This is a genomic window from Weizmannia sp. FSL K6-3076 (genome assembly GCF_038007245.1).
Taxonomy (GTDB): domain Bacteria; phylum Bacillota; class Bacilli; order Bacillales; family Bacillaceae_C; genus Weizmannia; species Weizmannia faecalis.
Map to the genome: position 1 here is coordinate 3,025,815 of NZ_JBBOWU010000001.1, position 22,029 is coordinate 3,047,843.

General features: G+C 45.7%; 19 protein-coding genes and 1 riboswitch. Of the genes, 6 read left to right on the plus strand and 13 right to left on the minus strand.

Annotated elements, in window-relative coordinates:
* Window positions 1-174: 174 nt before the first annotated feature.
* Window positions 175-1,497 (plus strand): NCS2 family permease, encoded by a 1,323-nt coding sequence (locus NSS95_RS14325; RefSeq protein WP_026683894.1) that lies wholly within the window; start codon window positions 175-177, stop codon window positions 1,495-1,497.
* A 330-nt stretch (window positions 1,498-1,827) separates the two neighbouring features.
* Here NSS95_RS14325 and pcp read toward each other — a convergent pair whose 3' ends face one another.
* The 6 genes from pcp to pxpB all read right to left on the minus strand — a co-directional run bounded on the left by pcp (window position 1,828) and on the right by pxpB (window position 7,207).
* Entirely contained in the window at window positions 1,828-2,475 is a 648-nt protein-coding gene (gene pcp / locus NSS95_RS14330) for a pyroglutamyl-peptidase I (protein ID WP_328229506.1), read from the minus strand.
* A 90-nt stretch (window positions 2,476-2,565) separates the two neighbouring features.
* Entirely contained in the window at window positions 2,566-3,519 is a 954-nt protein-coding gene (locus tag NSS95_RS14335) for a DUF979 domain-containing protein (protein ID WP_340713994.1), read from the minus strand.
* Window positions 3,516-4,205, minus strand: coding sequence for a DUF969 domain-containing protein (locus tag NSS95_RS14340; RefSeq protein WP_026683891.1), 690 nt, complete (start codon window positions 4,203-4,205; stop codon window positions 3,516-3,518). The genes NSS95_RS14335 and NSS95_RS14340 overlap by 4 nt, the downstream gene beginning before the upstream one ends.
* Before the next feature lie 545 nt (window positions 4,206-4,750).
* Window positions 4,751-5,518, minus strand: a complete 768-nt coding sequence (locus NSS95_RS14345; protein ID WP_026683890.1) for a LamB/YcsF family protein — start codon at window positions 5,516-5,518, stop codon at window positions 4,751-4,753.
* Window positions 5,505-6,503, minus strand: coding sequence for a 5-oxoprolinase subunit C family protein (locus NSS95_RS14350; protein WP_340713995.1), 999 nt, complete (start codon window positions 6,501-6,503; stop codon window positions 5,505-5,507). Before NSS95_RS14350 ends, NSS95_RS14345 begins: the two co-directional genes overlap by 14 nt.
* Window positions 6,500-7,207 (minus strand): 5-oxoprolinase subunit PxpB, encoded by a 708-nt coding sequence (pxpB, locus tag NSS95_RS14355; protein ID WP_017554682.1) that lies wholly within the window; start codon window positions 7,205-7,207, stop codon window positions 6,500-6,502. The genes NSS95_RS14350 and pxpB overlap by 4 nt, the downstream gene beginning before the upstream one ends.
* Before the next feature lie 757 nt (window positions 7,208-7,964).
* Here pxpB and NSS95_RS14360 point away from each other — a divergent pair.
* Together NSS95_RS14360 and NSS95_RS14365 are read left to right on the plus strand one after the other, a co-directional pair.
* Window positions 7,965-9,170: an MFS transporter gene (locus tag NSS95_RS14360; RefSeq protein WP_328229161.1), complete on the plus strand. Its 1,206-nt coding sequence runs from the start codon at window positions 7,965-7,967 to the stop codon at window positions 9,168-9,170.
* Between the two features lie 15 nt (window positions 9,171-9,185).
* Entirely contained in the window at window positions 9,186-9,635 is a 450-nt protein-coding gene (locus NSS95_RS14365; RefSeq protein WP_035189317.1) for an OsmC family protein, read from the plus strand.
* A gap of 668 nt (window positions 9,636-10,303) precedes the next feature.
* Here the strand turns inward: NSS95_RS14365 and NSS95_RS14370 are convergent.
* The 6 genes from NSS95_RS14370 to NSS95_RS14395 all read right to left on the minus strand — a co-directional run bounded on the left by NSS95_RS14370 (window position 10,304) and on the right by NSS95_RS14395 (window position 17,623).
* Window positions 10,304-11,026, minus strand: coding sequence for an amino acid ABC transporter ATP-binding protein (locus NSS95_RS14370; protein WP_014096964.1), 723 nt, complete (start codon window positions 11,024-11,026; stop codon window positions 10,304-10,306).
* Window positions 11,019-11,678: an amino acid ABC transporter permease gene (locus NSS95_RS14375; protein ID WP_014096963.1), complete on the minus strand. Its 660-nt coding sequence runs from the start codon at window positions 11,676-11,678 to the stop codon at window positions 11,019-11,021. Before NSS95_RS14375 ends, NSS95_RS14370 begins: the two co-directional genes overlap by 8 nt.
* 65 nt (window positions 11,679-11,743) lie before the next feature.
* Window positions 11,744-12,511, minus strand: a complete 768-nt coding sequence (locus NSS95_RS14380; RefSeq protein ID WP_081111671.1) for a transporter substrate-binding domain-containing protein — start codon at window positions 12,509-12,511, stop codon at window positions 11,744-11,746.
* Window positions 12,512-12,628: 117 nt separating this feature from the next.
* On the minus strand, window positions 12,629-13,810 hold the full coding sequence (locus tag NSS95_RS14385) for a M20 family metallopeptidase (protein WP_014096961.1): 1,182 nt from the start codon (window positions 13,808-13,810) through the stop codon (window positions 12,629-12,631).
* 304 nt (window positions 13,811-14,114) lie between these two features.
* A complete protein-coding gene (gene htpG / locus NSS95_RS14390) occupies window positions 14,115-15,992 on the minus strand; it encodes a molecular chaperone HtpG (RefSeq protein WP_017552271.1) in 1,878 nt (625 codons plus the stop codon).
* 320 nt (window positions 15,993-16,312) lie between these two features.
* Window positions 16,313-17,623, minus strand: coding sequence for a transposase family protein (locus NSS95_RS14395; RefSeq protein WP_104851379.1), 1,311 nt, complete (start codon window positions 17,621-17,623; stop codon window positions 16,313-16,315).
* Between the two features lie 251 nt (window positions 17,624-17,874).
* Window positions 17,875-18,022: riboswitch (adenosylcobalamin (AdoCbl) riboswitch) on the plus strand.
* Window positions 18,023-18,074: 52 nt separating this feature from the next.
* Between NSS95_RS14395 and NSS95_RS14400 the strand changes: the two genes are divergently transcribed.
* From NSS95_RS14400 to NSS95_RS14410, 3 genes are read left to right on the plus strand one after another with little or no spacing between them, the layout of a single operon-like run.
* The gene (locus tag NSS95_RS14400; protein ID WP_017552270.1) at window positions 18,075-19,583 is read left to right on the plus strand and encodes a prenyltransferase/squalene oxidase repeat-containing protein; all 1,509 of its coding nucleotides are present in this window, start codon (window positions 18,075-18,077) and stop codon (window positions 19,581-19,583) included.
* 6 nt (window positions 19,584-19,589) lie between these two features.
* Window positions 19,590-20,342 (plus strand): DUF4430 domain-containing protein, encoded by a 753-nt coding sequence (locus NSS95_RS14405; protein WP_276210611.1) that lies wholly within the window; start codon window positions 19,590-19,592, stop codon window positions 20,340-20,342.
* Between the two features lie 11 nt (window positions 20,343-20,353).
* Window positions 20,354-20,917, plus strand: coding sequence for an ECF transporter S component (locus NSS95_RS14410; protein WP_014096957.1), 564 nt, complete (start codon window positions 20,354-20,356; stop codon window positions 20,915-20,917).
* A 272-nt stretch (window positions 20,918-21,189) separates the two neighbouring features.
* Here the strand turns inward: NSS95_RS14410 and NSS95_RS14415 are convergent, their stop codons facing one another.
* Window positions 21,190-21,855 (minus strand): bifunctional 2-keto-4-hydroxyglutarate aldolase/2-keto-3-deoxy-6-phosphogluconate aldolase, encoded by a 666-nt coding sequence (locus tag NSS95_RS14415; protein ID WP_340713996.1) that lies wholly within the window; start codon window positions 21,853-21,855, stop codon window positions 21,190-21,192.
* Window positions 21,856-22,029 lie beyond the last annotated feature (174 nt).

Sequence of the window (22,029 nt, forward strand, 5' to 3'; positions counted from 1 at the left end):
GTCGAAGGAGCCGCTCGTTTTCCGACTTGTTGCTGGCTTTTCATCTTTCTGCTGTTTGAAAAAACGGTTTCTGTCTGTTCATGCCGGCTGGAGGTGTAGCAAACATCCCGTTCTAAACAGGCAGGAATCGGCGGTTGCCAATAGAACATACAAATAAAAAGGGAATGAATCAAAATGTCTCATCACCAGTTCTATCATGATCGTACGCTGTCTTCCGGCCGGCCATCCTTATGGCAGGCCTTTTCTGATAAATCTATTATAAAAAGAGAAATCACGGCCGGGATGACCGGTTTTTTCGCCATTTCGTATATCATCATTGTCAATCCGATGATTTTGGCGGATGCCGGGATCCCCGTCAATTTAAGTGTATTTGCCACCATCCTGTCTTCTGTAGCAGGCTGCCTGATGATGGGGTTTTGGGCCAATGCCCCGATCATCCTAACGCCCGGAATGGGAGTCAATGCCTTTTTTACGTATACGATTGTCGTCAATATGGGATTGTCATGGCAACAAGCGCTTGCGATTTCCATGCTGGCCAGTGTGCTGTACATGCTTGTTGCTTTTACAAAACTGAGCACGGTGTTATCGGCTGCCATCCCGGCTGCCTTAAAAACCGGCATTACAGTCGGAATCGGGTTGTTTCTTGTTGAAATCGGGCTGGAAAAGGCGGCGCTGATCCAGCCGGGGAAAGCTTCCTTAATCGAGCTCGGCTCTCTCACCAATCCGAATGTCCTTCTTTTTTTGTTCGGCCTTTTTGTCAACTTGATGCTTTTTATCAAAAAAGTAAACGGCAGATTTTTGATTGGCATTGCAGTGACGGCGATTGCTGGCATCCTGTTTGGCATCCACGGCAGCCAGTCCGCGCATGTGCCCTTATCCGATTTTACGAACTATGGCGCAATTGTTGGAAAAGGGGATTTCTCACACCTGTTTTCTCTCCCGTTTTTGCTCGCAGTCTTTTCCATGTCGATGATCCTCATTTTTGAGTCGATGGGCATGTTGGAGGGCATCCTCCCCGATAAAAGGAACTTTAAAAGGACTTTCGAAGGGAGTGCTACGACAAGCTTGATTTCGGGGATATTGGGCACAAGCCCGACCGTTGCCGCTGCAGAAAGCGCGGCCGGAATCGAAAGCGGCGGCAGAACGGGGATCATGGCGGTAACAGCCGGCATTCTGTTTGCCTTATCGCTTTTCTTTACGCCACTCTTGGGTTATATTCCGCAGGCTGCCATTGCGCCAATTATCGTCATTACCGGCGCCATCATGATGCAGCAGTTAAAAGACCTTCATTTCGATGATTTCAGCAGCTGGTTTCCGGCATTTTTGATCATCGTTCTGATCCCTTTTACATCCAGTATTTCTACCGGCCTTTCTTTTGGCTTTGTAGCTTGGCCCGTTCTGAAAATCCTGGAAGGGAAGGCAAAAACATTACACCCTGTGATGATCTTGTTAGGGGCTTTATTTCTGATCAACTTGATCTGCAGCGCTTTATTATAATAGAAAGAAAAGCGAAAAACCCGTCTGGAAATGAACTTTCCAGACGGGTTTTTTTGAGGGGTTTTGTGCCACCGGCGAATTTCTTTTTGCTTCATTGGCCCTGTGAAAGACGTTTCACGATACAGGCAACAGTCTTTTGTCCTTCATTACCTCGATGAAAGACATTCCGAGCCGCGAGCAAATCTGTTTTGTCCTTCATTGACTCTCTGAAGGACATTTCCGGACTCAACCAAACGCCTTTTGTCCTTCATAGCCTTTACAAAAGACATTTCACACAGTGGCCAACTCCGTTTTGTCCTTCATCCGCGGGGCTACAATTTTTCATATCCCTTAATGCAATGCACCGCCTGTTTCCACCAGATCTTTTTCGGTCGTGGCGGAGACGGAAACTGCAATTTCAAGCGCTTTGACGATCATTTCAAGTGACATGCTCGGGGCACCTGTTTCGGTTGTTTGCTCCGGAATATAAGGCACGTGAATAAAACCGGCGCGGGCTGATATGTTGTTTTTTGCCAGATGGTGCATGACGCCATAAAACAGGTGGTTACAGACAAATGTGCCTGCTGTGTTGGAGACAGCAGCCGGGATTCCCGCCTCCCGCAGCTGCCTCGTGATCGTTTTAATCGGCAGCGTTGACCAATAAGCCGCGGGGCCGTCCGCTGCAATCGGGATGTCAATGGGCTGATGATGCTGATTGTCCGGGATACGGGCATCATCAATATTAATCGCCACACGTTCCGGCGTGATTTGCGTGCGCCCGCCTGCCTGTCCCACACAAATGACAACATCGGGCTTTTCCCGTTCAATGGCCTCAGCAGCGGTCCGGATCGATTCGTGAAATACGGTCGGCACTTGCTGCGTGACGATGCGAATGCCTTCCATATTTTTTCCGTCCAATTGCTTTACCGCTTCCAGGGCAGGGTTTACTTTATCCCCGCCAAAAGGATCAAAACCGGTTAAGAGTACTTTTTTCTCCATTTTCCTCTCCTCCTTCAATAAAGTGCCATGATCTCTCATTTACTCACGAATAGGTATTGATTTACCCCATACCTCTAAATGGATCTCATCTTATTTGACTAACAGATACATCAATACAATGTTAAATGCAAGTGTCAGCAGCGCGGTTGGCACTTGTACACGGATGACATGGTTTTTATCTTTTAAATCCAATAGCGCAGCCGGCACAATATTAAAATTCGCTGCCATCGGGGTCATGAGCGTGCCACAGTAACCGGCGAACATCGAAAGGGCTGCAATCTGGTCCGCATTGGCACCGAACCGCTCGATCAAAAACGGAATCGCAATCCCGGCCGCCATCACCGGAAAAGCAGCGAACGCATTGCCCATGATCATCGTAAAAAGCGCCATCCCAACACAGAAAACGAACACGATCCAGAAAACCGAATTTTCCGGGATCACTTTTGTAATCAGGCCTGACACCACTGTGCCGACCCCTGCTTTTGTAAAAATGGTACCGAGCGTCGCCAGCATTTGCGGAAGGACAACAGCCCAGCCGATTGCTTCCAAAAGACGCCTTGATTCATTAAATGTAGTTTGCGGACGGCTTTTTGTCAGCATCATTGCGGTAAGGATGGCAATGATACACGCCACTCCAAGCGCGACAAGCGTCGGATTGGATGGGTCCAGCAAAAGACGCGAGCCGATTTTCACATTGACAAGCAATTTTGAGCCCAATACGGTTAAAACCGGGATGAGTATTGCCGGCAGAAAAAGCCGGTTTCCCAATCGTTTGCGGCTTTTTTCCCGCTCATCCGCACCTGCCCCATTGTAGCTTCCCTTTTGCAGGCCGCCAAATGCCACAATCGCCACCATGGCAAGCACCATCAGCCCGGTGTAAAAAGGCGGAATCACTTTTCCAAACAAGAGCGTCACGGCGTAAATCAGGTAAAAAAGGCCGGACGGGATGCGCCTGCTGTTTGCTTGATCAAAAAAAGTGTAGACAGAGCAGAAAAAGCAAACGATTCCCATGATGATATAAATCCACTCAGTTGAGATGATCATTTTTTCACATCCTTGCTTCCGGTTTTTCCAAGCTTTCGGTCCAGTTTCCGGTCAAAGAGGCGGAGTCGGATGGAATGGACGATAAATACGAATATGGCTGTCGGCAACCCCCAAAGCGCCATCGAAATCGGATCCGCTTTAATGCCGTTTTGGTCAAAAAATCCTTTCATTAAAAGAATGGCGCCGACCGCAACAAAGATATCTTCTCCGAAAAACAGGCCGATATTGTCGGCAGCTGCCGCTTGGGCACGAATTTCTTCTCTGTCTTCTTCCGGTACATCACCGTATTTTGCTTCTGCCGCCCCTTCAGCCATCGGTGCGATGAGCGGCCGCACTGTTTGCGGATGTCCGCCCAGGCTGTTCAGACCGAGCGCCGCGGCAATTTCGCGGATCAGCAGGTAAAATGTCAGAATTTTACCGGCCGTTGCTGCTTTGATTTTGGAAACGAGGTGTTTCGCCTGTTCCTGTAATCCGCTTCTTTCCAGAAGGCCGATCACCGGTAAGGTAATAATTAAGATGGACATATAGCGGTTTGTTGTAAAAGCTTCCCCGAATTGCGTAATCAGTTGTTTCAGCGGGAGACCCGCGATCAATCCGGTGACAAGACCCGAAACGGTCACAACGACCAGCGGGTTAAATCTGAGTGCAAATCCAATAATAATCAGTGCGACACCGATCAATACCATACCCGTTCACTCCTTTTCTATATACAGATAACCCCCGCCCGTACTTTTTGTTTTTAAATAAAATAAACATCATTTCGCAGCTCTGTCACCTGCTTGTAAAAAATAGTCATCATGCAAATTGGTGCTCGGGCTTGATGTAAAAACTTAAGTTCATTTTATATAAATCTTCAAGGCGGGGGAATTCACGCGTTATATGGGGAATGTAAATTTCAACGATTATTTGTTAAACCAATCAGGCATATGCCGTTGTGCTGCTTGTTTTCTGTTGGTGGGCTTATCCCGGTTGGCCCTGGTTTTACGAGGGAAAGTTGTGCATTTTCAACGCTTAGTTCATCCATCCATTGCCAATTTAACAGAATTTTAGGTGGGGAGGTTGCGAATTTTCACTCCCTGCAGACTCACAAATATATAGGTATAGGCCAGTCGTTATGAGATTAAGCCTAGGTCACGGGGAGACTGCGATTTTACAGCATAAACTGTTGTGCTGCTTCTCCCGTTACAGCGGGGTGGCGGCCGGAATTCCAGTTGGCGCCACCCTGTTTATATCAGCTCAAATGGCTGATTTTTTCGATCTTGATGCCTTCCTGTTCAAGCGACTGCCGGATAAATGCCGCGAAATGAAGCGCCTGTCTGCCGTCGCCGTGGATACAGATTGTATCAGCACGGACACTCACATCTTCACCTTGCACAGAGGTGACCGCGCCTTCTTTGATCATCCGGATCACCTGTTTTGCCGCCGTTTCACGGTCTTCAATCAAGGCATTCGGTTCACGCCGCGGTGTCAAAGCGCCGTCTTGTTGATAAGTCCGGTCGGCAAAAACTTCGCTCGCCGTCTTTAAGCCGGCTTTTTCCCCGGCTTTTACAAGTTCCGAGCCGGCAAGCCCGAATAAAATGAGGTCGGGGCTGACATCATAGACCGCCTTCGCAATGGCTTCGGCGAGTCCCGTATCTTTGGCTGCCATATTGTAAAGTGCGCCGTGCGGTTTTACATGCCGGACGGTGCTTCCTTCTGCTTTTGCAAACGCAGCAAGGGCACCGATCTGGTAGACGGTCATGTCATAAGCCTCTTGCGGGGAAATCTGTATATTCCGGCGCCCGAACCCCATCAGATCCGGAAGCCCGGGGTGCGCGCCGATCCCAACCCCTTTTTCAGCCGCCATCCGGACCGTTTTCCGCATCACAGTAGGATCACCGGCGTGAAAACCGCACGCAATATTTGCGGAAGTGATCAAATCCAGTATTTCTTCATCTTTCCCAATGGTATAGGCACCAAAACTTTCGCCCATATCACAGTTCAGATCAATGCTCGGCATGTGTGCCCCTCCTTTTCGCCTGGTAGGCAATCGTTCCCTTCAACATGCGAATTTGTTTTTCTCTTTCTATATAAAGCAACTGTGCTTCCTGCAACGTTATTTTTTTAAACCGGAGCTCATCCCCCGGCTTCAGCTGGGCTAATAGCGGCAAATCCACAGAAGCAACCTGGGCGATTTTCGGATATCCCCCTGTCGTTTGCCGGTCTGCCAACAGGACAATCGGCTCCCCGCCGGACGGCACCTGGATGGTTCCAAAGCTGACACTTTCAGATAACATCTCCTGCGCCGCTTTTACCGCCAGTTTCGGACCTTCGAGGCGGTACCCCATCCGGTCGGAATTTTGCGAAAGGCGGTATGGTTCATGGAAAAATGTTTCAATACTTTCTGCGGCAAATAAATCGTGATGGCGGCCCGGAATGACCCGGATCGTTGGAAACGGACTGTAATCCGGCAGCATGTTTTTCGATACAGACCATGCCGGCGGGTATTCAAGAGATGCAGCCAGTTGCCTGCAGACTTCCCCGGGAGTCCCGGTTTCGAGCACATCGCCCGCCTGGAGCGCCCTGCCGTTGAAACCGCCTATCCTTGCGCGCAAATAAGTTGACTTGCTTTTCAGCACTTCCGGAACAGATATCCCGCCGGCCACTGCCAAATAGACGCGGCAGCCGGTCCCGCCCTGCCTCAGTCTGAGTTCACTGCCGCTTTTCACTTTCACGGGGCGCCATAGCCCGACCGGTTTCCCGTCCAAAACAGCATGGAACCCGCTGCCGCAAATGGCAATCAGTGTATCGTTCTGAAACTCCAGCACCGGCCCTGTGAGCGTAATTTCCAGTGTTGCTTCATTTTCCGGATTGCCGACAAGCAAGTTTGCGGCTCTGTGGGCAAAAGCATCCATTGCCCCGCTTTGGACAACCCCGTATTTTTGGTAGGGCCGCCCGAGATCCTGCACCGTTGTCAGCATGCCCGGTTTGATGATTTTAATCATGACGGCATCTTCTCCAGTTCCTGGTATTCTTCAAGGCTCACCGGCCGGAAGCGGATTTTGTCGCCCGCTTGCAGGAGGCTTGGCCCATCCCGGTCCGGCCGGAACAGTTTGACAGGGGTCCGGCCGATGATTTGCCAGCCGCCGGGTGTTTCGATCGGATAAATCCCGGTTTGTTTCCCGGCGATTCCGACCGATCTTTCCGGTATTTTGAGCCTCGGCGTTTTTTTCCTTGGCGCTGCGATTTTTTCAGGCATGCCGCCGATATAAGGAAAACCTGGTGCAAATCCGATCATGTATACGGTGTAGTCGCCGGAAGCATGGATGCGGATCACTTCTTCAGGCGTAAGGCCGTTGATGCGGGCAACATTTTCGAGATCCGGCCCGAATTTGCCGCCGTAGCATACCGGGATATCGACTGTGCGCGGTTCCGGGATAAATGTAGGCTGCGCTTTTTCAAGAAGCCGGGTGAAATAGCGGGATACATATCTGTAGGGATATTCGCCAAATTTTGCATAAACTTTGAAAGGGTCATACAGAACGGTGACTGTTGTGTAGGCGGGAATATATTCAATCATCCACGCAGGCGCCGCTTTTTCGATTAATGAAACGATCGCCCGGATTTTCCTGTGGTTTGCAAGGCTGATTTCTTTCCCTGCTTCAATCAGGATTGCGCCGTCGCCTTCCGGAAACAATTGAAAATCCATATAGACGCCTCCATCCTTGTATTCATTTAAAAAGATTATTATCATATAATAACAAATGTTTTCTATTTTGTCACTGAAAAAAACCTGTCCGGCAATGCACACCGTTTCGTTTTGATTTGCCGCAAAGAAATAATAGCAGTTGGCAGCTTTAACGTTTTTTGATCCCATTGCTTGAATCACACGACTGTATCCGTTTTCAATATCGTTTGTTAAAAATGCATCTTGAATCCAATACGGGAAGTTTGCAGATTGAATAGACGTGCTGATCGGGTTTTGTCCTACGAGAATGCTATTTTAAGATAATTTGGGAAAATCTTTCTATTTTTAACAATTCACTTTGTAAACTTTTATATTTTTAAATATACACCGGAATAAAAAGATAAGGCAACAATTGTGTATGTTTCGTTTCCCGCCATGTTGAAGCAGCGGGCTGCATGCCTTGTTCTGAACATGCACTGTTGTTCGGATGGCGCTGCGTTAAAAATGCACGAGGACTGCTATCCTGCGTTCTCTGCTGCATAGGCGTCTGGGCTGAAAAATTGCGCCGGTAGATTTTCAGACTTTTATGCGTGCTGCATTCTTTGCAGCATGGTGGTGCGCGGGGCACCCTATAGCGTGCATCATGTCAGGTGTAAGATGCGGTGGGACGTGAACGGCCCCCTTTATTTCTGGTATAGAAACACATTGAATATTTTTGCTAAAACGTTCTATAATGAAGTTACCTGCTTTTTACGTTAGAAACGAGGGGGTACTTCCTTTGGATAAACCGAAATTGTGGACGAAAGACTTTATTATGATTTCTTCCACAAATTTTTTTACGCACGTTGTATTTTATTTGTTAATGACCAGTATTGCCATGTACGTCATAACCGCCTACCATGCAAGTCAGGGAATGGCAGGGCTTGCGGCAGGAATATTCGTGCTCGCTTCACTCATTGCACGGTTATTTGCCGGGAAATATCTCGACAAAATCGGCCGTAAGCAGATGCTGGTCGGCGGATTGGTTGTTTTTCTGGCTGTGATGTTGCTTCATTTTAAAGCTGATAGTCTCCTATATTTGATGGTCTTGCGTTTTATCCAGGGAGCGATGCACGGCGTGATTACGACAGCCGCCGGCGCCATTGTCGCGGATATCATCCCGAATGAACGGCGCGGGGAAGGCACCGGCTATTATGCGACAAGCATGAATTTGGCGATGGCTATCGGGCCGTTTTTAGGGATTCTGATTACCCGATTTGCCGATTTTCATATGATCGTGCTCGTGTCAAGCATCATTGCGTTCATCGATCTGATTTCTGGCATTTTGTTATCCGTTCCAAAACCGGCTGCTGGCCATGCAAAAGTTACGGAAATGGCTCGTTTTAAAGTAATAGATTACTTCGAACCGGCTGCCTTGCCGATTTCAGGTGCGGTTTTTGCCGTTACGCTTGCCTATTCCAGTGTGCTATCTTTCTTATCTTTGTATGCAAAGGACATTGGGCTAACCGGCGCCGCCACTTATTTTTTCCTTGTATATGCGGCAGCGCTTGTCATCACAAGACCTTTTACAGGCAGATGGTTTGATGAACGCGGGGCAAATGTGGTCGTTTACCCGCTGTTAATTTTGTTAATTGCCGGTTTCGTCCTGCTCAGCCAGGCGCATAGCGGATGGATGCTGCTTACAGCCGGAGCTTTGATCGGGATTGGTTACGGCACCGTACAGTCCAGCTTCCAGGCAATTGCCATTCAGCTTTCACCACCAAACCGGAAAGCACTGGCAACTTCGACATTTTTCATTTTTCTTGACCTGGCAAGCGGATCCGGCCCTTATCTTTTAGGAACAGTTGCCGGTTTGATGGATTTCCGGATGCTGTATCTTGCGGTTTCGGGCTGGGTTGTCCTGTGTATTGCCGTTTATTATGCCGTCCATGGGAGAAGAGCAGCAGCCGGCAAAAACAAAACAGCAGCAGAAAGCAAATTTTAACAGGAGGGGTCACACATGACAGAACATCATTTTCATTTAAAAGCAGACTGGCCGGGGCTTCGCAATGATACAGGGAACATTGCATGCGGAAACCTGGTAACGAAAATTTCCATTCCTCCGGAGATGGGTGGCCCGGGTGCCGGCACAAATCCGGACGAAATGTTGCTCGGGGCTGCCGCAACATGTTATATCATTACGCTGGCGGCGATGATGGAACGCAGCAGCCTGGAGAAAGACAGTTTGACAATGGCATCAGAAGGGATCGTCGATGTGACCGACGGCGTATTTACGTATAAAAAGATCATCCACCGACCAGAAATTGTGCTGAAACCGGACGCATCCGAAAGCGATGTCCGGCTCGCGCGGAAGCTCGCAGAAAAAGCCGAAAAATCATGCATGATCAGCCGGGCCATTCAGGGAAATGTGGAAATGGAGCTTGAAGTTACGGTAAAAACAGCCGGCTAACTGGAGCGGCGGGAGGCTTTGCTTTATTCCCGCTTCCGATTTGCCTTTTTAAAATGTATTACAGAACCCTTCGTGTGAAGAAAGACATTGTTTTTTGCCGGGTATCTTCACGTAGACGTGCTCTATGTGAAGATACCCGGCAATTTTTCTTGCTTTCTTAACAGGGACGCCTTCTATGTTAAGAAAGAGCTGTGATTTTTCTCGCTTCCTTAACGTAGACGCCTTCTAGGTTAAGATAGAGCCGCAATTTCCTTCGCTTCCTTTACATAGACGCACTCTATGTTAAGAAAGAACCCCGATTTGCTTTGCTTCCTTTACATAGACGGCTTCTATGTTAAGATATAGCTGCGATTTTTCTCGCTTCCTTAACGTAGACGCCTTCTAGGTTAAGATAGAACCACAGTTTTTCTCGCTTCCTTAACGTAGACGCACTCTACGTTAAGAAAGACCTGCAATTTTTCTCGCTTCCTTCACATAGACGCGCTCTATGCGGAGATAGGCCCCCAGTTTCCCACCGGTTTCTTAACGTAAAGGCCGGCTGTTTCGTCTGGGGTAGCGGGAGGACGGAAGCGGGAACGGTGAAAATGTCTCTTTGGGCTTCCAAAAGGATTTCATTAACAGGCCGGCATTCCCATGTAAAAAAGCAGCTGCCTTGTGCAGCTGCTTTTTTACAACACTTTGTCCAAAAAATCCTGTGCCCGGGTTGTTTTCGGGCGCGAAAAGAATTCATCCGGTGTGCTGTCTTCCAAAATTTTGCCGCCGTCAAGAAACAGGACGCGGTCAGCCACTTCGCGGGCAAAGCCCATTTCGTGTGTGACGATAACCATTGTCATGCCGGTTTGGGCAAGATCTTTCATGACGTTCAGCACTTCTTTGACCATCTCCGGATCAAGCGCGGATGTCGGTTCGTCAAACAGCATCAGTTTCGGTTCCATTGCCAGCGCGCGCGCAATCGCGACACGCTGCTTCTGCCCGCCGGAAAGGCTGTCCGGATATGCCTCTTCTTTTTCGGTCAGGCCGACTTTTCTCAACAATTCCCGGGCTTTTTCTTCGGCGGTTTGGCGGTTCATCTTTTTTACTTTCATCGGCGCGTAAGTCAAATTGTCCAGGACCCTTTTATGCGGAAAAAGATGAAAGTGCTGGAACACCATGCCGATTTCTGAACGGACTTTCATCACATTCGTTTTCTTATCGGTGATTTCTTCCCCGTCAATCCAAATCCGCCCTTTTGTCGGCTCCTCCAGGAAATTCAGGCAGCGTAAAAAGGTCGATTTTCCGGATCCGGACGGGCCGATGACAACGACGACTTCCCCTTTTCCGACCTCTGTTGAAATGTCTTTTAAAACTTCATTATGCCCGAACTGCTTATGGAGATGTTCGACTTTAATCACTGTATTTCATCTTCCTTTCTACTTGTTTGCCAAGCATGGTGAGGATAAAGACAAGCACCCAGTAAATCGCAGCGACAAACAGCAGCGGTTCAAAATTGTGATACGTTTGCGCGCCGACAACCTGGGCACGGCGCATCAAATCGAGATAACCGATGGTCGATACAAGGGCGGACTCTTTTGTCAGAGAAACAAATTCATTCATCAACGCCGGCAAAATATTTTTCATCGCCTGCGGTAAAATCAAGTCTTTCATCATTAAATAATACGGTACGCCGAGCGCCTGAGCAGCTTCGGTCTGGCCTTTGTCCACCGCCTGGATCCCGGCCCGAATGATCTCCGATACATATGCCGCAGAGTTTAAGCCGAATGCGAGAATAGCGGACGGAAACGGCTGGATATCGTAACCGGTCAGCTGTGGAATGGCAAAATAAATGAGCATCAGCTGCACAATGAGCGGCGTGCCCCGGAAAATTGATGTATAAATATCGCCTATCCATTTCAATGTTTTAATATGAGAAATTTTAAAAAGGGCAAAAATCGTGCCGAGCACAAACCCGAAAAGGATCGCAAAAAATACAAATTTTAAAGTTACCCATATTCCTTTTAAAATAAAAGGAATATAAGGCACAATTTGGCTGAAATCCAAATTCATGCCTTACACCTCACTTTGTTTGTTTTGAAAAAACAGCGCCCTGCTCAGCAAGGCGCCTGCATGCATTACTGTTTGTCAAGTTTCCATTTCTTTCTCAGCTCGTCCAGTTTCCCGTTCTTTTCCGCTTTTGCCAGCACTTTGTTGACTTTCGCCGTCAATTTGCTGCCTTTTGGCAAAGCAACAGCCATACCTGGTGAGCTCGAGGTCGGGTCGTCAAAGCCAACCAGGTTTTGCTTCTTGATATAGCCTTCTGCGACTGATTTATCAAGATAGGCTACTTGAATCCGTTTTGAAAGCAATTCTTCAATTAAGTTTGTGGAGTTGTCCAGCTTTTTGACCGTAAAATTGTACTTTCCTTTCAGCTTGTCCGCGCCCTCTTCCTGAATGGTGCCGAGCTGGACGCCGACGGTTTTGCCTTTCAAGTCATCCAGTGTCTTGACGGGGGAACCTTTTAGCGTAACAAACATTTCCCCTGAATGATGGTACGGGGTGGAGAAGTCAACGTTTTTGGCACGTTCTTTCGTTGCGGACATCCCGGAAAGGACCATGTCAACACGGTGCGATTGCAGCGCCCCGATCAGTCCGTCAAATTTCATATCTTTAATTTCAAGTTTGTATCCCAGTTCTTTTGCAATATACTTGGCGAGATCCGCGTCAAATCCGACCACATTTCCTGCTGTGTCTCTTGTTTCAAACGGGGCAAAGTCGGCTGAAGTGCCCATGACGAGCGTTTTTTCTTTTTTCGTATTACTTTTGCTGCTGTTTGTTTGGCCGCAAGCTGCCGCAATCACCATTGAAAATACAATTGCGATGCCTAACACGATCTTTTTCACAATGTTTCCCCCTATGAATATATCAGTCTTGGTAAGTATCTTTATTCAACAAAATGTATTTTAACACGTTGTGCAATGTTTGAAAAGATCCCTATTTTAAAAAATAAATGTCATTTTTTAGCTGTTTACCGGTATTTTTTTAACGTTTTCCGCAAACTCGCTTTTTACTTTTTCCAAAAGTTCCTGGTTTGTGAGAAGGTCAAACCCGGTCATAGCCAAAGCCAGCGCGCCGCTCGATAAGATCTGATGTGCATTGTCCGTAACCGTCATATCGGCAAATGCTTTTGTATGCGCGACAAGCCCCGGGGCATCTAGGCCGATATACGGGTGGATCGCCGGCACGACATGGCTGACATTGCCCATATCAATGGATCCGTATGAGGTTTTTGGCGGATTGACTTTTTTCACTTTTGTTTGTAAAAGGTTTTCCGTGAACCTTTTCGACAATGTCTCGTTTGTGATCATATTGTCATAGCTTAGTTCGTAATTGGAGATTTGCACGGTGGCACCGGTCATCATTGCAGCTCCCTGTGCGATTCTTTTCACCTTTTCAACCACTTCGTTTAAAACCGCACGGGCCTTGGCGCGGACATAAAACTGGGCCACCGCCTTATCAGGGACAATGTTTGCGGCAATGCCACCTTCTTTGATAATGCCGTGGATACGGACATCGGAGGTGACATGCTGGCGGAGTGCATTCACGCCGTTAAACAGCTGGATCACTGCGTCGAGTGCGTTAATGCCGTCTTCCGGGTTCGATGCCGCATGGGCTGATTTCCCACGAAAGTCAAACTGGATCGCATCCATGGCAAGCGACTCACCGCTTTCATACGACTCATCGGCCGGGTGGACAATCATCGCGGCATCGATCCCATCGAAAATACCCTGTTCCGCCATCGCAACTTTCGCACCGTTCGTTTCTTCTGCAGGTGTCCCGAGCACCACCACGCGGCCGCCGGTTTCGTCAACCATTTTGCTTAAAAGCACACCCGCACCCGCGCTCATCGTTCCGATCATATTGTGGCCGCAGCCGTGGCCGACACCCGGAAGCGCATCATATTCGCATAAAAAGGCAACTGCCGGCCCTGTTTTTCCGCTGTCATAAACTGCTTTAAAAGCGGTCGGCCTGCCGACAATTCCTTTTTCCACTGAAAAGCCGTGTGACGCAAGGAAGTCCGTGAGTAATTTCATAGACTGGTATTCCTGGTCGCCAAGTTCGGGATGATGATATAAGTAGTCGCTCATTTCCCAGAGCTTGGACTCGATTTGACTCAAATGGTGTCTAAGCTGTTCCTTCATTGGATGGCCCCCTTGTATTGTTCGTGTGCGCCAAAGTTAATATTTATAAATAATATGTTATAAATATACATCACCTTTCCCATTCGGGCAACCCTTTTTTATAAAAAATACAAAAAGACCCCATCTTGCTTTCAGATGGAGCCTTCTTCGTCATATAAACTACTGCTATTCATGAAATGTTCCAGCCATACGGTTTGCAAATGTCCCGGTGCTCACCGGCACGGGCACAGCAACCATGCCGGCCGTCGCGGGGGCCGTAGATTTGCTGGATGTCCCGTGGCTTTTTTGCAATATGCGGGCTTCCTTATGCCATCATTTTGCAAATATCATTTGAAAATGCAACCGGGTCTTCAATCTCGAGCCCTTCAATCAGCCGCGCCTGGTTATACAACAGGTTTGTATAAAGCTTGCATTTGTCCTTGTCATGGGCGAACGCCTCTTTTAATGCGTTAAATACATCATGATGGATGTTAATTTCGAGCACTTTATCGGCTTTCACATTTTGCCCGTTCGGCATGGCGCTCAGCACCTTTTCCATTTCAATTGACACTTCGCCGTCCGTGGTGAAGCAGACCGGATGCGATTTTAAGCGGTGCGAGGCACGGACATTTTTCACTTTTCCGTCCAGTGTCTCTTTCATAAATGCAAAGAGCTCTTTGTTTTCTTTTTCCTCGGCATCGGTTTCTTTTTTGTCTTCCGTTTCAAAACCGAGGTCGCCGCTTGATACGGACCTGAATTCTTTTTCCTTATAATTCATGAGCATCTTGATCGCAAATTCATCGATGTCTTCCGTAAAATAAAGGATTTCGTATCCTTTATCAAGCACAAGTTCCGTCTGCGGCAATTTTTCAATCCGGTCAATCGACTCACCGGTTGCGTAATAAATGTATTTTTGGTCTTCCGGCATGCGGCTTACGTATTCATCAAGCGTAACAAGCTTTTTCTCTTTTGAAGAATAAAACATCAGGAGATCCTGCAAATCTTCTTTGTGCGCGCCAAATTCATTGTATACCCCGAATTTCAACTGACGCCCGAATGATTTGAAAAATGCTTCGTACTGCTCACGGTTTTCTTTTAAAAGGTTAGCTAGTTCACGCTTGATTTTGTTTTTGATATTTTTCGCAATCAGTTTTAGCTGACGGTCGTGCTGGAGCATTTCCCGCGAAATGTTCAGAGACAGGTCTTCGGAGTCGACCATCCCTTTGACAAAACTGAAATAATCCGGTAAAAGATCCGGGCATTTTTCCATAATCAGAACGCCATTCGCATACAGTTCCAGCCCTTTTTCATATTCCGGCGTATAATAATCGAACGGAATTTTTTCCGGAATGTAAAGAATTGCATTGTAACGCACGGTGCCGTCAACTTTGATGTGAATATGCTTGACCGGTTTGTCAAAGCCGTAATGCTTTTCCATATAAAATTGCTCATAATCTTCATCTGTCAGCTCACTCTTGTTTTTGCGCCAGATCGGGACCATGCTGTTGAGCGTTTGTTCTTCTTTGACCTCTTCGTATTCATCATCGCTGCCCTCTTTCAGGCGCCTTTCCGTTACATCCATTTTAATCGGGTAGCGGATAAAATCGGAATATTTTTTCACAATGGCCCGCAGCCGGTACTCTTCCAAATACTGATCGTAGTCTTCATCCTCTGTGTTTTCTTTCAGCTTCAATATAATATCCGTACCGTTGCCGTTTTTTTCGCACGGCTCAATCGTATAGCCTTCCGCACCTTTCGACTGCCATTTATAAGCCTGATCGCTCCCCGCAGCCTTGGAAATGACGGTAATTTCATCTGCCACCATGAACGCCGAGTAGAAGCCGACGCCGAACTGGCCGATAAGATCATACCCGTCTTTCATTTCATTGTCATGTTTAAAAGCGAGCGAACCGCTTTGCGCGATCGTGCCGAGGTTTTCTTCCAGTTCCGTCTCCGTCATGCCGATCCCGGTATCAGAAACAGTCAGCGTCCGGTTTTCTTTATCCGGGGTAATTTTAATGTAGTAGCTGTCTTTATCAAATGTTAAATTTTCATCTGTCAAAGCTTTGTAATAAATTTTATCAATCGCGTCGCTGGCGTTGGATATCAGCTCACGCAAGAAAATTTCTTTTTGCGTGTAAATCGAGTGGATCATCATGTCGAGAAGCCGTTTGGATTCTGCTTTAAATTCCTTTACCGCCACTTCGATCTCTCCTTTATATGTATAGATGATGGCAATGTCCCTTTAGCACTCCTAACACCAGAGTGCTAACATCTTATTTTTTAGCACAGCACCGCTTGTTTGTCAATGAAACAGTGGCAGAAATCAGTTCTGAAGAGTAAATTCATCAATTTTTAGATGTTTTATGATAAAATGACTTATCCACATTTAGAAAATTTTTCCATCTATTTTTTCTGCTTTCAAAGTCAAAAAGAGCCGAATTTGCAAATTTCTTTTTTAAAATTGTGGATAACTTCAAAAAAACCTTTTTTTACATCACATCCTTTGCTATAATATAACCATTAAGTAAACCTTACTTGTATTGGCTTACTTAAATGGGTGAAATCCTCGTCTGTTAAAATGCGTGTCCGAAACGATTCCAACAGATTTGAGGATTTTTCTTTTGCCGTTTTTTTGAGTGCTTTTAAGATTGACGAACCTTTTTCAAACAGCTGTCTAATAATATCTGTTATTTGAACTAATAAATAATGATTTTTCATGGCTGTGTAGTTTTGGCTATTGGCATGTTCTATATTGTAACGATTATTTTTTTGTTCGTTAAATCCTTGATTTTCAATCTTCCAGCGGCTTCTTCCTGCAGCGATGAGTCGTTCCACGTTCTTTTTCGTGATTTTAATATCCGTTATAAATACATACTCTTTCGATTTCCCATCCTCTGTTTTCATTGTGGCCTCCATCAGATTGACCGTTCTGTCTTTGTAGGCAATATCATTCACCCAAACTAATGAATTCTGATCCTTACTTTGTTCCAGCTCTTTTATTGCCCTAAACTCCGTCGAGATACTTTTAATTCTCCCTTCCTTAAATCTGCATATATATTTCCATTTGTGCGCCCTGCACAGATTAAATACCGTTTCACATGCATAGAGACTATCTCCCAAGATACAAATCGGTAGTCTTTTAAATATTTTTTTTATTTTCTTTGCCAGCCTGTCGAAGGCTTTTAATTCACAATCTTGCTTAGAAACATTTTCTGATTCATTTTCGATAAATTCGGAGGCAATACTGAAGACCATATCCCCCACGACAAGCTTGGCTTCAAGTACATGGTGCATATAAAGTACGTTCGTTTCTCCTGTTTCTTTATTTGTATATGCCCGTCTCAGGCAGTGTTTACAATGTTTCTCATGAAAGGTGTGTAATCCAGTTCCATCAATGATGACACCCCAGTACTTTCCTTCAATTCGATAAGACTCGAGAGACCTTTTTTTCAATAATTCTTTAATCATATACGTTCTAATTTTTTCTAATTCATTTACATCTAAGCCAGATAAAAAGTCGTTAATTGTATCATAATGTGGAAGTTCTTCAAGAGAATCTAAGCCTAACACCTTCCCTACATTTTTAATACATTCTTCTTTATTAAAACGCTCACTCATGTTTCTCATGGATTTTAGGCCGGTCATATTTTTCAACATCATCGTAAATAAAAGGACCTCTGGACCATAAGTGATATAGCTTTGATGTCGGTGGTCTGCTACCTTTTTTAGGTTATTCATCAGGTCTTTGAAAAAATGCTTCTGAATTTTAAGGAACTCGAAAAAATAATTTGCTTCTTTTTCACGATTTCTTTTTTCTTTTCTAGTAACCAAAATAAAAACCCCCTCAAAACAGCCAAGTTTAATTAGGGCTTGCTGAACGAATCAAATTTTAGCTTGTATTCGACTTGTCACTAAGCCATACCAAAATATTCGTCCAGCAAGCTCTAATTATTTAAATTATTACATATTTAGCCGCATTTTTGGGGGGGGAATAGTTAAATTATCACGAAAAATTTTTACTCCTCAGAGCTGGGCAGAAATTGTCCTTTCCAACTGCCAGGGGTTGTTCTATAATTAATTACTGACATCTAAATACGGGCTTGGGCGATGGAAACAGGTGAAATTCCTGTACGGTCCCGCCACTGTGATGAAAAAAATTTTCCTAAGTCAGATCTTTCTCCCAAGCTGTCGGTTTATTTGAAGCCTACGAGGTATAGGCGAAAAATTTTTGCCCTTGTATACCTCTTTTATACAAGGGGTTTTTTATGAAAGGAGAGCGGTAATGGTGGGAAAAAGTGCAAGAAGACTCTTTCTGGGAATTGTTTTTGTTTTGGCATTTGCAGTTCCAATCCACAGTTTTGCAGCTGGTTCGGTAACAGAAAGCATTCAGGATACAGCCGGTTATTTCCAAAAAAGTCCGGATTTCTTTAAGAAATCTGAACTGGATTCCGATTTGGTCGTGGCGGCTTTGGCAAAGAAAGGTCTGCTACAGAAAGAGGAAATAACAGATTACACAAAAACGATTTCTCATAAACTCCAATCATCGAATGTAAGCCGCGGAGATTTAGATAAAGCGATTATTGCCATTAAAGCAATGGGCGGTGACCCGGCTCAATTTAATGGCAGGAACCTGGTGAAAGAAGTGTACACTTCGCCGGCAGATAAACCAACAGCAACGGTTTATGCTTTTGATTTAATCGCTTTAAGTACAGATGACTACACAATTCCAAGTAACGCAGAAAATGCACCCGCAAAAATCGCGGCTAAGTTAGTCAATCTCGAAGTGAAAATAAATGATGGCGCAGCAACGGTTGGAGGAGGTTGGAGCTGGGACACTTCCGGGCAGACCCCTCCGGATGTAGACTCAACCGGCATGGTACTCACCGCCTTGGGCATGTATCAAAAATATTACCATGACCCTTCTGTAAAAAAAGCCATTCGTGATGGAAAAAAGTTTCTCATGAAAGCCCAAAAATCAAACGGGGGCTATGATTATAATTCGGGCATTTCTACAAGTCTTGATGGAGTCAATTCTTCATCCACTGCCCAAGCCATTATCGGTTTATCATCCATCGGTATCGATCCGACATCAAACAAATTTACTAAAAACCATGTCAACCCTGTTTCTTTTCTATTAAACAACTTTAAAATCGACAATGGGTTTAAATGGTTGCCTAGTGATAAAGTAATAAATGATTTTGCAACAGAGGAAGTTTTTGAGGCCCTTGTCGCCTATGACCTTTTTCTCAAAGGAGATACCCTGTATAACTTCCGGAATGTAAGCAGCTCCAATTCCGGCAATACGGGCGCAACTGATTCGGGTGCCGGGGACAAGGATTCGGGCAGTAGCAATACCGGGAGTAAAGGTAGCGACAATTCTCCAAATAATAATGGGGCTGGCAAAACCACCAGCCAAAGCCCGGCTGCTGCCGCTGCAAAAGTGGTTGAAAAGCATACGAAAGAAGTCGTCACCAAAACGAATACGATTACGAAAGATCATACGATTACCAATAACAACACCATCACAAAAACCAACACGGTGGAAAAGCCGGCCGCAGCCAAAAATCAAACGCCGGCAAAAGCAGAAAAAGTTTCAAATGCAAAAAAAGAGGACAAACCTGCAGCTGCAACTGCCCAGGCAGCCCCTGCAGAAGATGTGCAGCAAGAGCCGAAAAAAGTCGTTATTACCAAAACAACGGGTATTTCTCCTGTGCACGGCTGGGTCGGTTCCCTATCTGCGGGTGCAGGCGTCATCCTGCTAATCATCCGTAAAAAATTTCTGGGGGTATGAGCAGGAATGAAATATAAAAGCATGATCATTGATAGTATTGCCGTTTTATTGATTGCATTCGGCGCCTGGTTTTTGATCGACGGTTTCCATTTTGAATCGAAAACCGTTAAAACCTATTCAGAAACAACACAAGTTGCAAACACTGCAGCAAAGGAAAAGAGTACGGCAGCAAAAGAAAATACATCCGGAAAGAAAACGGACGCCGCCAGCAACAAAACGGATGAAAAAAGCAATACGGGCGGATCCGGAAGCAACGTGAAAGATTCAGCCGCTCGTTCCAAAAATACTGAGGCTAAAGCTTCGACAGACAGCAAAACGGATGAAACACCTGCCACAAATACAAAAATGGCGGTCACATCCAGTACATCAACAAAAACGACAGCCGGGGCTTCTTCGTCCGGTTCCGATGACAGCCGTGCTTCCGACAACACGGGAGCCTCATCTAAAGCAAAGGCCGAAACGGTTTCTTTAACGGTAAAGGGCTATAAAGGGCCAGTTTTCGGCGGCAAATACAGTTATAAAAGCGGAGACACAGCATTTTCCGTTTTAAAAACAGCTGCCGCTTCTGAAGGTGTAAGCGTCGATTATTCCGGATCCGGTGCAACGGCCTATGTAAAAGGCATTGACGGCCAGTATGAAGGGGATCAAGGCGGCATGAGCGGCTGGAAATATAAAGTAAACGGAAAAGAGCCAAACGTTTCCGCAGGGACGTATAAATTAAAAGCCGGCGATCAGGTTGTCTGGTTCTATTCTAAATAGGAGTGCATAATATGGGGAATCAGCCGCTTGAAAAAAAGAAGTCAGCGAAGAACGCTTCACGGCTGACAAGGAGAATGGCGCTTCTTGCCATGCTAGCCGCACTGAGCGTGGCCGGACGGATTTTGATGGCGTCGATCCCGAATGTCCAGCCATGCACGGTGATCATCATTTGCAGTTCGTTTGTTTTCGGCATCCGCTTCGGTTTGGCGCTTGCGTTTTTAATCGTTTTCGGTTCCGACATGTTTCTTGGCATGGGGTTGTTTGCGATCATGCAATTTCTTGCGTGGGGGAGTATCGCGGTGCTTTCCGGCCTGCTCGGCAAGAAAGAGTTATACAAAAAAATCCCGCATCTCGTGTTATGTCTGTATGCAGCTTTTACCGGCTTCCTATTCGGCTTTATGGTTTCATTAAATTATTTGTTTATCGGCGGGCCGTTTGCATTTTGGACATACTACCTCGGCGGGCTGTTGTTTGACAGCTACCATGCCGCGGGAAACTTCTTCTTTTATTTGATCTTAGGGCCGATTTTAATCAAACTGATTACAAAAGAAAAAGCACGAATAGATCGTATTTAGCCCAAGGCTGCCTGTTTCATGCAGGCAGCCTTGTTTGGTTGTTGTGATGGGGATGGCTAAAGTTGGCAACAAAATGACGGCAAGAAAATGTAAAGAAATATAGTGAATCACTTGAAGATTAGTAATGCTTTTAAGATTATACGCTTTCATTTATATATTGCCTTAATTGTCTTATACTGCGAGTCTTTTAAGCTTCCATTGAATTGCACAATAAACATTAGCACCTCCTGAGTATCCATCAAAGGAGGTGCTGTCCTGTATACTTATCAAAATTATACGTACTGATTACTCAGTTCTTCAGTCTGTAATTGATATTCCCGCACAAAAGCCTTGGCCATCTTGGTAACTCCCGCAAAATCATTGTTTTCCGCAGGCTTCAACAAGCTTCCGCCAACGCCAATCATTCTGCATCCTGCCTTTATCCAATCCCCCATATTATCCAGGTTTATGCCGCCCGAGGGCATAATTTCCAGTTGTGGCAAAGGTGCTTTAACATTTTTCACAAAAGCCGGGCCAACAATGTTACTTGGAAACAATTTAATTATTTCCGCACCTGCCTGCATTGCTTCTTTCATTTCATTAACAGTCATACACCCAGGGATATAAGGAATTTGATAAAGATTACATAGCAAGGCAGTTCCCTTATCGAAAGTTGGCGAAACGATAAATTCTGCTCCAGAAAGATGTGCGATTTGGGCAGTGGTGGAATCAAGAACAGTGCCAGCCCCTATCAATATATCACGTCGATCTTTATATTTCTCTGTGATTTTTCTTATTGCGATATCCGCGTTAGGGACCGTAAATGTTAATTCAATATTTTTGATCCCGCCTTCAATCAAAGCATCTGTAATTGCGATCGCACGCTCAACAGTATTAGTCCGTAAAACAGCAATAATCCCATTTTTTTCTAAAGCGCTTAATATATTCCCTTTTTTCAAAACGCTCACACCCTTTATTTCTATTAAGAGAACCCAGAATTACTCTTAATTTATTTTTTACAGTACAGACTTATTTCCAGCTCCTCCTCACTGGAACTTGTTCCAATCAGCCTTACCAAAGGGAAGAATATCCATTTCTTAAGAGAAAGTTAAGCTGTCTGATCAACTATATTC